This window comes from Flavobacterium sp. T50_26 (genome assembly GCF_057652995.1).
The window spans coordinates 1-14,904 of record NZ_JBYFCC010000013.1; the positions used below are offsets into that span (position 1 = coordinate 1).

A 14,904-nucleotide genomic window follows, 5' to 3' on the forward strand; every position below is an offset into this window, starting at 1 on the left:
ATCTCTAAAAAACAACTTCGTGGACACTAAACAATTGATCCTTTTTCAGTAATTTTATATCGAACTCACGTTAAATATATTTTCATTTGAGTTTATTTTGAATGTTAAAGATACGAAAAAAGAGCACCAAAACCGGAAGTGCTCTTTTCTCTTTGTTATTACTGATGGCAATAAAAGTAATAACGAACTTAACTAAAAAACTAAAGCATTATAAGCCAAACCAATAAAGCTTATGTATTAAAAACGGTAGCTTACACCGGAATATAAACCAATGAAATAAGGTTTAAATCCTCCATCATTGCTACTAAATGTGTTGAGTTGATATTTAAAAGTAGGTTCAAAATTTGCTTGAAACGACTTCCAAAAACGATAACGTAAACCAAGTCCGACATTCGTACTGAAATGAACGGAATTCAGATTATTTGCTTTTCCTAATTCGGCAGAAAAACCATCGGAAACCACCATTAAATTATTGTTGTTTAACAACAACGTACTAAATCCGCCAATCACATCTATTCCAAATTTTTTATTTAGAACTTTATAAGATAATTCAAGCGGAATTTCATAATATTCCATGCTTTGTTCAATTGCTCCTTGTTGTCGCCATCCGGTTGGATCTGTTGCAGAAGCAAAAGAGGCATCTTGAACAACAATTGTAGCTGCATTGGCAGAAGTTGTTGTGCTTAACGAAGCCATTTGACGCCCTTCAAGTGAGGCAAAAAATTCGACACCATTTGTTAAATATTCAAAATTAACTTTGTTAACACCTGTTCTTAGCGTTAATTTTTTGCTCACATCATAATTCACCCCAAGACCGTAACTCATTGTATTCTGATATTCTTTGCTGTTATTGGCAAATTGCGTGTCGATTGGAGACCCGTTGGAAGATGAACCTAAATAAACAGGAGCAAAATTTGAGGTAATCTGCCATTTGTTTTCTTTAGGTTCAACTTTAGGTTTTTGATCTTTTTCTTTTTCTTTTAGCAATTCTCCCAACGTATTCAATTCTTCTTTGTTTGCAATTAGCGTTGCAACGGCTGTAGAATCGATTTTATTTTTATCAATTTTAGATGAATGATCTTCTAAAACAAATTGTTTGTCGTTTTTGATGATGTTATTTTCGGTTAAAATTCCGGTTTTATTTTTTTCTGATTCTTTGTTTTCTTTTCGATTGTTTAAATTGGCGTTTACAATAGCATTTTCTGTTTCAGAAATTGTTTTAGTTTTTGGATTGTTTGAATTATCAACTAATTCTGAATTATTTGTTTTGATTAAATTGGTTTTATTTTTCTCTTTTAAAGTACTTTTTTTGTTTTTTCCGGAAGAATTTGAAACTAATTCGGTGTTTTCTTTCTTGTTTAGTTTGTTTGTGTTGTTAATCGGTTGATTTTCGTTTTGGGATGATTTTTCAGGACTAGAATTTTCGTTTGCAACAGCTTCATCTGTTGAAAATGTTGATTTTTCGTAGGCTGAAGCATCATTTGTCAAATTATTATCAATAGAATTCAATTCATCTTGCGTGTTTTTATTATCGGAATCAATACCACTATTTTCATTTGTTGAAGAGTTTGTTTTCTCTTCTAGAACTATTGGATTAGTTGTTTCAATTTTTGATTGATTCAAAAGTGCACGAGTTCCCAAAAACCCAAAAATCAGCAAAGCAGCTACTCCCGAAAGTTTATACCAAATCGGGATGATTCTTCTTTTTTTCTTTTTGGTAAGTTCTGCTTCGATATTTTTCCAAACAATTTCCGGCGGAATTTCTTCAAAATCCTTAAATTGTTCTTGAAATAATCGGTCTAAATTCTTTTTATCTTTCATTTGGCTTCATTCATTTCATTCGACGCCTTGTTTTCTATTTTTTCTTTTAATATCGCTCTTGCTCTGGATAAATTTGATTTAGATGTTCCTTCTGAAATGTTCAGCATCGATGAAATTTCTTTGTGCGAATAATTGTCTAAAACATACAAATTAAAAACCAAGCGATATTTATCCGGTAATTCCTGAATTATTTTTGTCAAAAATTCCATTGATACCGTTTCTTCATCTACTTCGACATCAACTACATCAGGATAATTTTCTGTTACTATTTCAAAAACACCTTGTGTTCTGTATTTTTGAAGGATATTGTTAACCATCACTCTTTTAGCCCATCCTTCAAAAGATCCTTTATTGTCAAATTGATTTATTTTATTAAAAATTATCAAGAATCCATCTTGCAAGTTATCTTGTGCTTCGGCATAATTCTTCGAATACTTAATGCAAACACTAAACAATTTAGGAGATAATAATCTAAATAATTGTTCTTGTGCTTTAGTATTGTTGCTTTTGCATTCATGTATGAGTAATTCTAGATTCACTCGCGATGGTTTTCTAAGATGATTTAATCATTAATTCACCGGAATTTCTACTTCTTCAAAAATATTGTTTCCGTCTTCGTCTTTTCCTTTATAAAATTTAAATAAATAGGTGTCTGTACTAATTACCTCAAAGTTAAAATTCACCTCATACAATTCACCTTCATAGGGTTGGCAATTGGTTGAATTTGTTACCATGCATTGAAGTCCAATTGTTCTCTCGTTTAAATGCCTTTCAAAATAAATCCCAGCCAGTTCATGACAGATAGTTGGTTTTTTGTAAAATAGTTTTATTTCATGAACACCCAGATAATCAAATGTATCTGGCACAATAAAATTTTCAACCGGCACTACCTCTAAATAATAGTTTGGTGTAGAATCATCATCTAAACTACATGAGTTTAGACCCAACACAATTGCAAATAAAAAAAACAGCTTTTTCATAAAATTCTAATTATATTTTGTAGATACATAAATGGTAAAAAGGTTGCGTTTGATATAAAAAAACCCGAAAATTTTTTCGGGTTTTTAATTTTTATTCGGCTTCTTTTATTTTGTCTTTAATTTTTGCTTCTAATTCATCAGCTAGTTCCGGATTGTCTTTGATAAGCGATTTAACCCCATCTCGACCTTGACCTAATTTTGTTTCGCCATAGCTAAACCATGAACCCGCTTTTTTGATTATTTCGAATTCAACAGCTAAATCTAATATTTCTCCTGTTTTTGAAACACCTTCTCCATACATAATGTCAAATTCGGCAGTTCTGAAAGGTGGAGCAACTTTGTTTTTTACAACTTTTACCTTTGTTCGGTTTCCAATTACATTTTCACCATCTTTGATTTGTGATGATCTTCTAATATCTAATCGAATAGAAGCATAAAATTTCAAAGCGTTTCCACCGGTTGTTGTTTCCGGATTACCGAACATTACACCAATTTTTTCACGTAATTGATTGATAAAGAATACAGTACAATGTGTTTTGCTGATGGTTGCTGTCAATTTTCTTAACGCTTGAGACATCAAACGAGCATGTAATCCCATTTTGGAATCACCCATTTCGCCTTCAATTTCACTTTTTGGAGTCAAAGCGGCAACTGAGTCAATTACAACAATATCAATTGCTCCTGAACGAATTAAATTTTCGGCAATTTCTAAGGCTTGCTCACCATTATCAGGTTGCGAAATGATTAAATTTTCAATATCAACACCTAGTTTTTCTGCATAATTTCTATCAAAAGCATGCTCAGCATCAATAAATGCAGCAATACCGCCGGCTTTTTGAGCTTCGGCAATAGCATGAAGCGTCAAAGTCGTTTTTCCTGATGATTCCGGACCATATATTTCTATGATTCTTCCTTTTGGATATCCGTTGACACCCAATGCTAAATCAAGACCAAGCGATCCGGATGAAATACTTTCTACTTCTTCTACCGCTTTGTCACCCATTTTCATCACCGTGCCTTTTCCGTAGGTTTTATCTAGCTTATCAAGTGTTAGTTGCAAGGCTTTTAATTTGGCTTCTTTTTCTGAACTCATAATATTTGGCTTTATTTTATACAATTGTTTTGGTAAAAGTACTTTTTTTTTTGATTTGTAAATAATTTATTTTTCCACAAAAGCAATCGGCTAAGTTATTTTGATTTATTACTTTTGCAATGATTCCAAAACACAATGCACAAAATTATCTCATATCCGATTTCGGTTATTTATTACCTCACTTTTGGGTTATTTTTGTGTATATTCCATCCAATTCAATGGATTTGTTATAATTGGTTTGGTTACGAAGCTCACAAAAAAAGTGTCAGCATTTTGAATTTTTTCTTAGTACGGACAACACATTTATTAGGAACTACCTATGAATTTCAAAATCGTGAAAAGCTACCACAAGGCGTTCCGTTGATTATTGTAGCCAATCATCAAAGTCTATATGATATTCCTGCAATTATATGGTTTATGCGAGATTGGCACCCCAAATTTGTCAGTAAAAAAGAACTAGGCAAAGGAATTCCAAGTGTTTCATACAATTTAAGGCATGGAGGTTCCGTTTTAATAGATAGAAAGGATCCCAAACAAGCATTGTCTGCTATTCGCGTGATGGCCGAGTACATCGAAAAATACAATCGTTCCACCGTTATTTTTCCTGAAGGAACTCGAAGTAAAACGGGTGTTCCCAAGAAATTTTCAGAAAATGGTTTGAAAATTTTGTATAAATACTCTCCTTCGGCTTATATTGTACCTATTTCAATCAATAATTCTTGGAAAATGAATCGTTTTGGACAATTTCCAATGGGATTGGGAAATAAAATTACATTTACAATACAAGAACCTTTTCCTGTAAAAGGAATGACGTTCGAAGAAATGATGCAAAGAACAGAAAATGCCGTAGTTAGCGGAATAAAAAATTAAAATTATGTCTATAAAAAACATTCGTTTAGAAGTAATGCAGTTGCTGGAAAAAAAGGTCGATACTTTTATGAACGATTACTTAATTCCTGTAGAGCAAATTTGGCAACCTTCAGATTTGTTACCGGATTCTGAAAAGGAAACTTTTTTTGAAGAAGTAAAAGAACTGCGTGAAATTGCCAAAGATTTACCCTATGATTTTTGGGTAACTTTGGTTGGTGATACCATTACTGAAGAAGCTTTGCCAACCTATGAATCGTGGTTGATGGAAGTAGAAGGCGTTGATAATGAAGAAAGAAATGGTTGGTCAAGATGGGTAAGAAGTTGGACCGGCGAGGAAAATCGTCACGGCGATTTGCTTAACAAATACCTTTATCTATCCGGCAGAGTAAACATGCGTGAAATCGAAATGACTACGCAACACCTTATTAATGATGGTTTTGATATCGGAACCGGAAAAGACCCTTATAAAAACTTTGTTTACACTAGTTTTCAGGAATTAGCAACGTATGTTTCACACAATCGTGTGGCTCAAATGGCAAAGAAATATGGCGACAACAAATTGTCTAAAATGTGCAAATTGATTGCCGGAGACGAAATGCGTCATCATCATGCGTATAGTGAATTTGTGAATCAAATTTTTCAAGTTGATCCAAGCGAAATGATGTTGGCTTTTCAATATATGATGAAACAAAAAATTGTGATGCCGGCTCATTTTTTACGTGAATCAGGTCAAAAAATAAGTTCTGCTTTTGAACAATTTTCGGATTCTGCTCAACGAATTGGCGTTTATACTGCTGCCGATTATGTTGACATTATGCAAAAACTCATCGATAAATGGAAAATTGATCAAATGAACGGTTTGACCGATGAAGCCGAAAAAGCACGTGATTATTTGATGAAACTTCCAGCTAGAATGGCAAAAGTTTCAGAACGATTAGTGATTCCTGAAACCGGACATGTGTTTAAATGGGTGCAACCTGCTTTGGTGAAATAACTCATGACTATTATCGATAAAACCATTCTTTTTGTAAAAGAAAAACTCCAAGATGCCGAAGGTGGTCACGATTGGTTTCACATCGAACGTGTTTTTAAAAATGCTGTTTTAATTGCTCAAGAAGAAGTTTGTGATGTTACCATTGTAAAGTTAGGAGCTTTATTGCACGACATTGCCGATTCCAAATTTCATAACGGCGATGAAGAAATTGGTCCAAAAACAGCAAGAGATTTTTTAGAAAGTGAAAATGTTTCTGAAGAAATTATTGAGCACGTTATTCAAATCATCAAAAACATTTCATTCAAAGGCGGAAATTTTGAAAAAACTTTTTCATCTAAAGAGTTAGAAATCGTGCAAGATGCCGACCGATTGGATGCGTTGGGAGCCATCGGAATTGCGAGAGCTTTTAATTATGGTGGATTTAAAAACAGAGCATTATACAATCCGACTATTTCTCCAAAATTAAACATGAGCAAAGAAGAATACAAAAACAGTGATTCGCCCACTTTGAATCATTTTTATGAAAAATTACTTCTACTCAAAGATAAAATGAATACCGAAACCGGAAAAAAATTAGCTCAAGAACGTCACCGTTTTATGGAAACATTTTTGAGCCAGTTTTATGCGGAATGGGAAGGGGAGAAGTAATTATTCTCCTTTAAACTCCGCTTTTCTCTTCTCTAAAAAAGCCGTTGTTCCTTCTTTAAAGTCGGCTGTTCCAAATGATTTTCCGAAGTTTTTAATTTCTATTTCGTAGCCGTTGATGCCATCTTTATAATTTGCATTGACGGCATCAATCGCATTAGAAATGGCAACAGGAGAATTTTTAGCAATTTTTAAAGCAATTCCTTTCGTAAAATCCAATAATTCCGCTTGTGAAACAACGTGATTAACCAAACCATAATTTTTGGCAGTTTCAGCATCAACCATCGTTGCGGTCATTATCATTTCCATTGCCCGGCCTTTGCCAACTAATTGTGGTAAACGTTGTGTTCCGCCATAACCTGGAATTACGCCCAAAGTTACTTCCGGTAAACCCATTTTGGCATTGTCTGAGGCAATTCTGAAATGAGCAGACATTGCTAACTCTAATCCTCCACCAAGAGCAAATCCGTTAACTGCTGCAATGACTGGCGTAGATAAATTTTCGACAAAATCAAACAATAATTTTTGTCCTTGTGCGGCTAATTTTCCTCCTTCTTCCACAGAAAAATGGGCAAATTCAGAAATATCGGCTCCGGCAACAAATGCTTTTTCACCACTGCCGGTGATGATGATTGCTCGTGTTGATTTGTCTTTATTTTCAGAGTCAAAAGCATGATGAAGCTCTTCAATCGTAGCTTTGTTTAACGCATTTAATTTGGTTGGACGATTAATTATGATAGTAGAAATTCCGTTTTCTTTTTCGATTAAAATATTCTCGTAGTTCATGATATTGTAGTTATTTATTTGTGTTTATTGGCAACAAAACAGTAAAAGTTGTGCCTTTATTTTCTTCTGATTCAAAGGTAATTGTTCCGTTGTAATTTTCGATAATTTTTTTAATGATACCTAAACCAAGACCCATTCCGCTATTTTTGGTGGTGAATTTAGGTTCAAAAACATACATTTTATTTTCATCGGAAATGCCAATTCCATTATCTTTTACTTCAATTTTAATGATAGAATTTTCTTCAGAAACTGAAACAACAACACTCGGATTTGGGTTTTCATCCGTGATGGCTTGTGTGGCATTTTTTACCAAATTGGTTATAATTCGAATTAATTGCGTTCGATCCATCAACATAAAAATTTCTTTTTTAGTAGTTTCGAAATGAATGTAATTTTCATTAAAAATTTCTAATCCTAAACCAACAACTTCCACTACATTAATTAACTCATTTTGCTGTGCCGGCATCGATGCAAAGTTAGAAAACGCATTGGCAACAGAACTCATAATATCGATTTGTTGCAATAACGTTTTGGTATAATCGTCCAGCTTTTGTTTGATGTTTGGATCGTTTTCATCAAATTTTCGTTGAAAACTTTGCACCGTCAATCGCATTGGCGTTAGTGGATTTTTCACTTCGTGTGCAACTTGTTTTGCCATTTCCCGCCAAGCTTGTTCTCGTTCGCTTTGGGCTAGTTTTACGGCACTTTCCTCGAGTTCATCCACCATGTTGTTGTAGGCTTCAACGAGTAATCCTATTTCTCTGCTACTGGTTTCCAATTCAATTTTTTCATTTTTTTTGTTCAACTGCGTTTCAGTTATCTTATCAGAAATCGTTTTGATGGATTTGGTTATAAAACTTGATAAAAAATAGGCCAAAACACCCGAAAGCAGAAGCATAAAAGCATACACTTGTCCGAACCGAATCATAAATTTTCGCAATTCACGCTCATAATAACCATCATCTTCAATGTACGGAAGGTTCAAAATGGCTAAAGGTTTAAATTGTAAATCTTTGATTTCACTGTAAGAAGATAAATTTTTGACGCCATTAATTTCATTTACTTCCACATATCTTTTGTCCATACTTGATTGCACAAGCCGAACAATATAATTTTCAATTGATTTTGGTTCATCATCAATTGCAAATGAAGATTTAGATGATTTTAAAAGTTTACCATTCAAATCATAAAAATTTATTTCCAATGCATGAATATCAGAAAGTTCATGAATTTTATCTCTTTCAGAAAAAATAAGCGGAATGTTTTCTGTTGTTAACGGATAAGTTGTGTTTTTAAGAATGTAATTGATGTTTTCTTTTATCGCCGTTTCTTTTCGTTCCAATCTTTCCTGATGATATTCTTTGGCTTCGTTTCTAAACTGAATTATAGAAACCGAAGCAATCAAAATAGATGAAATAACAGTTAGAAAAATCATCGATATGAAAATTCTAACCCGAAGTGAAAGTTTGCTTATTTTTTTTGAAAAACTCACTGGTTTCGTTCCCTGATTCGTTTATATAATTTAAATCCAATCATAATCATAATCGAAAAAACAAAAATTCCGATTACGCCATAAATCCAATTAATAGCACTTTTTAAAATCACTAAAAAAACGACTGCAAATAAAATTAATGTTGCTCCCTCATTCCATAAACGGAAAAAATTTGAGCTGTTTTTAACTTCATTTTGCTGTAATTGTTTGAAAATAAGATGGCATTTGATATGATAAGCATACAATAAAACCACAAATCCTAATTTAACAATCATCCAATCTTGTTCTAACCACGCTGGAATTAAATATAATAACCAAAAGGCAAAAATGCTGGCTAAAATAGCACTTGGCCAAGTAATGATGTACCATAATCGATATTGCATCAACTGGTATTGTTTGATTAAAATGCTTTTTTCCGGTTCCGATTTTTCTTTGGCTTCAGCATGATAGACGAACAAACGAACTATGTAAAACAACCCGGCAAACCAAGTTATCACAAAGATGAGGTGCAACGCTTTGATGTAGTTATAAAATTCCATCCGGTTTTTCAATAAGTTTAGTGGTCATTTCTCTACGCAAAAAGTAGGCCGTGATTATGGTTGATAAAATATCAGCAATTGGAAAAGCGACCCATACTCCAAAAATACCAAAATAATTTGGCAAAATAAGCACAAGCGGAATCAGAAAAAATCCTTGTTTAGTTAATGTAAGAAGCAATGCCGGAATTGCTTTTCCTGCAGCTTGAAAATAAGCGGCTCCAATCAATTGTAAAGCAATAATCGGTGAAGCTGCAAAAACCCATCGCAACGCATTTGGAGTTTCGGCAATTACATCGGCATCGTTCGTAAATACTGAAACTATCGGTTTGGCAAAAACTAAAATTAGTATAAATATAAATGTTGCCAAAATAGCTGCATATTTTATTGAAATAGAAATAGTTTCTTTCACGCGATTGTAATTTTCTGCACCATAATTGTATCCTGCAATCGGAAGAAATCCGTGTGTAATTCCTAAAATGGGAAACAAAGCAAACATCAACATTCGGCTGATGATTCCATAAACAACAACTGAATGTTCGCCACCATACGTAAATAAAGTGTGATTGATAATAATGGCTAGAATACTTACGACACCTTGACGGGAAAAGGTTACTAATCCGAGTGAAGAAATTTCTTTTACAATCGATAAGTCAAATTTATAATGATGAAGCGATGGTTTTAATTCGCTTTTTTTGATGAAAAACCAAAGAATAAAAACAAAACACATAAAATAGGAAATCGTAGTGGCCAAAGCCGCTCCGAACATTCCCATATCTAAAAATTTGATGAAAATAATGTCTAAAATAATGTTTCCAAATGCTGGAATAATCATCGCCATCATAGCAAATTTGGCTTTTCCTTCGGCACGAATCACGTTGTTTCCCATCATACAAAGTGCCAAAAACGGAACACCGATTAAAACCGGAATAAAAAATTCTTTGGCCGGTTTCATTATATCGCCATTCGCACCAAAAAGGAGCAGAATTTCATCAGAAAACAAAAATCCAATCAACACAAAAAACAACGCTAAAACTAAGGTCATCATGATTTGATTTCCAAATGTTCGATAGGCTTTTTCTTTGTCTTTTCCTCCTAAAGCTCTTGAAATAATTGAGCTTCCGCCAATTCCAATCGCCATTCCCAACGAAGAAATTAAAAAGGTAATCGGTAAAACTACAGTAACTGCAGCAATGGCCAAGGATCCAATCCATTGACCTACGAAAATGGTGTCGACTAAAATGTTAACCGACATAAATAAGATACCAATAGAGGCCGGAACAGCTTGTTTAATCAACAATTGTTTAATGTCATCTGTGCCCAAAGCTCCCGATGATTGTGCCATTATTTTGCGGTTTCTGTTTCAGCAAAAGCCCATTGGTCAATCCATCGGCTTAAGGTTTTGCACCAGTCGTCGTCGTCGTTTAAACAAGGAATTGCTAAAAATTCTTCGCCACCATTTTCTTTAAATTGATGATTGGCTTCCATCGCAATTTCCTCTAACGTTTCTAAACAATCAGATACGAAAGCTGGGGTTACAACGGCTAACTTTTTAATTCCTTTTTCAGGCATTTTGTTGATTTCCATATCGGTGTAAGGTGTTAACCATTTGTCTCCAGCTAAACGCGATTGAAAAGTTTGACTGTATTTTCCTTCCGGAATTCCTAAAAATTCAACGACTTGTTTGGTGGTTTCATAACATTGATGACGATAGCAAAATTCATGAGCCGGCGATGGTGTGTTGCAACACGAACCATCAATTTTGCAATGACTTTTGGTTACGTCGGTTTTGCGAATATGTCTTTCGGGAATGCCGTGGTATGAAAACAATAAGTGATCGTATTCAAAACCTTCTAAATGTTTTTTGATGGAATTGGATAAATCTCTGATGTAATCTTTTTGGTTGTAAAAAGCCGGAAGAATTGTGAAATTCATATTCGGGAATTTCTTCTTACGGATTTCCTCTGCCAAAACTAAAATCGTCACAGTTGAAGCCATCGCGTGTTGCGGATACAATGGAAAAAGCATCACTTCGGTCACACCTTGATCGTGTAATTCCTGTAAACCGGACTCAATACTTGGTTTGCCATAACGCATCGCTAAACTCACCGGAATGCTCGTGTTGGCTTGCACTTTTTTGTGCATTCTTTTGGATAAAACAATAAGAGGCGAACCTTCATCCCACCAAATTTTGGCGTAAGCTGCGGCTGATTTTTTAGGTCGGGTTTGTAAAATTATTCCGCGAACTATCAAAGCTCGCAATAAAAACGGAACGTCAATCACATATTTATCCATTAAAAATTCATCTAAATATGGCTTAACATCTTTTGGGGTTGGACTTTCGGGCGAACCTAAGTTGACTAATAATACTCCTTTTTTCATTTTATTTAGTTGCAATTTATTTTTTCTAACTCGACAATGACATTAAATATTTCTTCGGAGTCGTTCCGAATTTCTTTTTAAACGCAGCAATAAAATGCGAAGCTGTGCTGTAACCTATTTGCACACCAACTTCATTTACATTATATGTGCCGCTGTCTAACAATTTTCGGGCGTATTCCATCTTATAATCAAACAAAAAACTGTACACACTATCGCCATAGATTTGTTTGAAACCCATTTTTAGTTTCTTCAAATTTAAACCTACTTGATCGGCTAATTCTTGTAAACCCGGTGGTTCAGCCATATTCGCAATGACAATTTCTTTGGCTTTTTTAATTTTCAATACATTTTCTTCATCAATCAAAAACGGACAATGGTCTGCATTCGGGTCTTCGTTGCGGTTAAAGTACAAACTAAGCAATTCATAACCTTTACCTTTGTAATAAAGATTTTTTATAGAAGCATTGAGGTTGTAGTGAAAAATCTGATTGAGCACAATGGCCATTGACGGACTGATGTTTTCCTCGGCATAATATTTTTTCTCCCGATTATCATCACTTAAAAACGGAATATATTCTGCTTCAGTAGAAAACAAAGTGTGAAATTTCTTAATCGAAACTAACACCGAAATCATCCACGATTGGGGTGCAATTTCCAAATGAACCGGTAATTCTTTTTGAGGATTATAAAGTAAAAGTGATTTTTCTTCCTTCATTTCTAACGCATAATTGCCTTGATTGAAGATAAATTTTGCTTTTCCTTTTAATCCAAAATGAAACTGAATTAAACCCGTAGACACTTGTCTTTCAAAGCGAACCACCTCATCAGTGTCGTTTTGAAAACGGATTAAAATAAAGTCATCTTCAATTTTTATTTCTTCTTGAGAACCCATAGCGACATTTTTTCGTATATAACTCGGAAGGCTTGAATTTTGTTTATTTAGAATTATTCTAAACTAATACATTCAAAAGCGTTGAGAACACTACAAATATAAAAGAATTTACGATGAAAAGCACAATTTGGATTGGGATATCTTCAAGCGATACAAAAAGTACTTTGAGCGATACTTTTATAGAATAGATAATGATAATTTTGTTCAACTTTTATAGGAAAAGTGTATTTATGGAAAATTTAAACTTGTCGAAACATCAAACGTTTTATGCCGTTGGATTGAGTTACAAAAAAGCAGATGCTGAGACACGCGGAAAGTTCAGTTTAGACGAAAAAGCGAAGACCAATGTTTTGCGTCAGGCAAAATTAGAAGGAATAGATAGTTTGATTGTTACATCAACCTGTAACAGAACAGAAATATATGGTTTTGCACAACACCCTTTTCAATTAATTAAATTGATGTGCGAAAACAGTGTTGGAACTGTTGAAGAATTTCAGAAAGTTGCTTTTGTATATAAAAATCAAGAAGCCATTTCGCATATGTTTCGTGTGGGAACCGGTTTGGACAGTCAGATTTTAGGTGATTTTGAAATCATCTCCCAAATTAAAAATAGTTTTGTTGAAAGTAAATCGTTTGGTTTAGCTAATTCATTTTTAGAACGATTGATTAATGCTGTAATTCAAGCTAGTAAACGCATCAAAAATGAAACGGAAATTAGTTCAGGAGCTACTTCGGTTGCTTTTGCTTCGGTTCAATATATTATTAATAATGTAGAAGGAATTTCGCAAAAAAATATTCTCCTTTTCGGAACAGGAAAAATTGGTCGAAATACCTGTGAAAATCTTGTGAAACACACCAAAAATGATCATATTGTTTTAATCAACAGAACAAAAGATAAAGCAGAAAAAATTGCCGGGAAATTCAATTTAATTGTAAAAGATTATATCGAATTACAACTTGAAATTCAAAAAGCTGATGTGTTAATTGTTGCAACAGGAGCACAAAATCCTACCATCGATAAAGATATTTTAAATCTAAAAAAACCACTTCTGATTTTAGATTTATCCATTCCAAAAAATGTTAATGAAAATGTGAAAACATTGGATAACGTTTCATTGGTTCATATGGATTATTTGTCTCAGCTAACTGATGACACGTTAGAAAAAAGAAAACTACATATCCCTGCTGCAGAGGCGATAATTGATGAAGTAAAATCAGAATTTATTTCGTGGATGAAAGCTAGAAAATTTGCTCCAACAATTCACGCGTTGAAAGAAAAACTAAATTCTATTAAAGATGGCGAATTGGATTTTCAACGTAAAAAAATAGCTAATTTTGATCATGATCAAGCTGAAATTATCAGTAATCGAATCATTCAAAAAATCACAACTCATTTTGCCAATCATTTGAAAGATGACAATACAATGGTAGATGAAAGCATCGAATGGATTGAGAAAATTTTTCAAATTGAAACGTCGGTAAAATGAGTAAAACCATTAAAATTGGAACTCGCGACAGCGAACTCGCACTTTGGCAAGCTCATACGGTAGAAAAAAAATTAAATGATTTGGGTTATCAAACCGAAATTATTTCTGTAAAATCGACGGGCGATATTATTCTCGACAAACCACTTTACGAACTCGGAATCACCGGAATTTTTACGAAAACTCTTGATATTGCTATGCTGAAAGGCGAAGTAGATATTGCCGTTCATTCGATGAAAGATGTTCCAACTGCTTTACCAAAAGGAATAGTGCAAGCTGCGGTTTTAGAACGAGCATCAACGTTAGACATTTTGGTTCACAAAGGAGATTTATCTTTTTTAGATAATTCAGGCACAATTGCATCAGGAAGTTTGCGACGAAAAGCACAGTGGTTAAATAAATATCCATCTCACCAAGTAGAAGATTTACGCGGAAACGTAAATACCAGAATGCAAAAATTGAAAGATAATAATTGGAATGGAGCTGTTTTTGCTGCTGCCGGTTTAGAACGAATCAATTTGAAACCTGAAACATTCATCAACCTCGATTGGATGATTCCTGCACCCGCACAAGGTGCAATGGTGGTGGTTGCGATGGAAAATGATACTTTTTCGCAAGAAGCTTTAGCTCATTTAAACCATAAAGCATCAGAAATTTGCACATTTGTAGAAAGACAATTTCTTAAAACTCTTGAAGGTGGTTGCACGGCACCAATTGGAGCTTTAGCAATAGTAAAAGAAGATTTAATAACTTTAAAAGGTGTTCTCTTTTCTCTTGATGGGAAAAACAAGTTAGAGATAGAAAAAACAATTAATATTACTTTATATCAAAATTTTGGCGAACTTTGTGCTACTGAAATTTTAGAAAACGGTGGTTCAGAACTAATGCGTTCGATAAAAAAAGCATTAGAAAAGAAACACTAATTGCTC

General features: G+C 33.8%; 15 protein-coding genes. 5 read left to right on the forward strand and 10 right to left on the reverse strand.

The features are described 5' to 3' along the window. Window positions 1-237: 237 nt before the first annotated feature. The 4 genes from AC23MC_RS09215 to recA all read right to left on the reverse strand — a co-directional run bounded on the left by AC23MC_RS09215 (window position 238) and on the right by recA (window position 3,894). Window positions 238-1,821 carry a hypothetical protein gene (locus tag AC23MC_RS09215; RefSeq protein ID WP_487568158.1) on the reverse strand — a complete coding sequence of 528 codons (1,584 nt, stop codon included), beginning with the start codon at window positions 1,819-1,821 and terminating at the stop codon, window positions 238-240. Next, window positions 1,818-2,360 carry an RNA polymerase sigma factor gene (locus tag AC23MC_RS09220; protein ID WP_487568157.1) on the reverse strand — a complete coding sequence of 181 codons (543 nt, stop codon included), beginning with the start codon at window positions 2,358-2,360 and terminating at the stop codon, window positions 1,818-1,820. Before AC23MC_RS09220 ends, AC23MC_RS09215 begins: the two co-directional genes overlap by 4 nt. A gap of 30 nt (window positions 2,361-2,390) precedes the next feature. Continuing rightward, window positions 2,391-2,801, reverse strand: coding sequence for a hypothetical protein (locus AC23MC_RS09225; RefSeq protein WP_487568156.1), 411 nt, complete (start codon window positions 2,799-2,801; stop codon window positions 2,391-2,393). Between the two features lie 91 nt (window positions 2,802-2,892). Continuing rightward, window positions 2,893-3,894, reverse strand: a complete 1,002-nt coding sequence (gene recA / locus AC23MC_RS09230; RefSeq protein ID WP_487568155.1) for a recombinase RecA — start codon at window positions 3,892-3,894, stop codon at window positions 2,893-2,895. Window positions 3,895-4,029: 135 nt separating this feature from the next. On the opposite strand from recA, the gene AC23MC_RS09235 reads away from it, so the two are divergent. From AC23MC_RS09235 to AC23MC_RS09245, 3 genes are read left to right on the forward strand one after another with little or no spacing between them, the layout of a single operon-like run. Continuing rightward, window positions 4,030-4,764, forward strand: coding sequence for a lysophospholipid acyltransferase family protein (locus AC23MC_RS09235; RefSeq protein WP_487568154.1), 735 nt, complete (start codon window positions 4,030-4,032; stop codon window positions 4,762-4,764). A gap of 4 nt (window positions 4,765-4,768) precedes the next feature. Continuing rightward, complete coding sequence (locus AC23MC_RS09240) at window positions 4,769-5,758, forward strand: acyl-ACP desaturase (RefSeq protein WP_487568153.1); 990 nt, start codon at window positions 4,769-4,771, stop codon at window positions 5,756-5,758. 3 nt (window positions 5,759-5,761) lie between these two features. After that, on the forward strand, window positions 5,762-6,406 hold the full coding sequence (locus AC23MC_RS09245; RefSeq protein ID WP_487568152.1) for an HD domain-containing protein: 645 nt from the start codon (window positions 5,762-5,764) through the stop codon (window positions 6,404-6,406). Here AC23MC_RS09245 and AC23MC_RS09250 read toward each other — a convergent pair whose 3' ends face one another. Genes AC23MC_RS09250 through AC23MC_RS09275 form a run of 6 tightly spaced genes read right to left on the reverse strand, consistent with a single transcriptional unit; the run spans window position 6,407 to window position 12,491 of the window. Next, window positions 6,407-7,189 (reverse strand): enoyl-CoA hydratase/isomerase family protein, encoded by a 783-nt coding sequence (locus tag AC23MC_RS09250; protein ID WP_487568151.1) that lies wholly within the window; start codon window positions 7,187-7,189, stop codon window positions 6,407-6,409. 10 nt (window positions 7,190-7,199) lie between these two features. Continuing rightward, a complete protein-coding gene (locus AC23MC_RS09255) occupies window positions 7,200-8,624 on the reverse strand; it encodes a sensor histidine kinase (protein WP_487568150.1) in 1,425 nt (474 codons plus the stop codon). A gap of 53 nt (window positions 8,625-8,677) precedes the next feature. Continuing rightward, the gene (locus AC23MC_RS09260) at window positions 8,678-9,220 is read right to left on the reverse strand and encodes a CopD family protein (RefSeq protein ID WP_487568149.1); all 543 of its coding nucleotides are present in this window, start codon (window positions 9,218-9,220) and stop codon (window positions 8,678-8,680) included. After that, window positions 9,207-10,562: an MATE family efflux transporter gene (locus AC23MC_RS09265; RefSeq protein WP_487568148.1), complete on the reverse strand. Its 1,356-nt coding sequence runs from the start codon at window positions 10,560-10,562 to the stop codon at window positions 9,207-9,209. Before AC23MC_RS09265 ends, AC23MC_RS09260 begins: the two co-directional genes overlap by 14 nt. Then, window positions 10,562-11,599 carry a ferrochelatase gene (hemH, locus tag AC23MC_RS09270; RefSeq protein WP_487568147.1) on the reverse strand — a complete coding sequence of 346 codons (1,038 nt, stop codon included), beginning with the start codon at window positions 11,597-11,599 and terminating at the stop codon, window positions 10,562-10,564. Before hemH ends, AC23MC_RS09265 begins: the two co-directional genes overlap by 1 nt. A 25-nt stretch (window positions 11,600-11,624) precedes the next feature. Beyond that, a complete protein-coding gene (locus AC23MC_RS09275; protein WP_248436207.1) occupies window positions 11,625-12,491 on the reverse strand; it encodes an AraC family transcriptional regulator in 867 nt (288 codons plus the stop codon). A gap of 230 nt (window positions 12,492-12,721) precedes the next feature. Here AC23MC_RS09275 and hemA point away from each other — a divergent pair, with 230 nt between their 5' ends. Together hemA and hemC are read left to right on the forward strand one after the other, a co-directional pair. Further along, complete coding sequence (hemA, locus tag AC23MC_RS09280; protein WP_487568146.1) at window positions 12,722-13,978, forward strand: glutamyl-tRNA reductase; 1,257 nt, start codon at window positions 12,722-12,724, stop codon at window positions 13,976-13,978. Continuing rightward, complete coding sequence (gene hemC, locus AC23MC_RS09285; RefSeq protein ID WP_487568145.1) at window positions 13,975-14,898, forward strand: hydroxymethylbilane synthase; 924 nt, start codon at window positions 13,975-13,977, stop codon at window positions 14,896-14,898. The genes hemA and hemC overlap by 4 nt, the downstream gene beginning before the upstream one ends. Window positions 14,899-14,904: the final 6 nt, after the last annotated feature.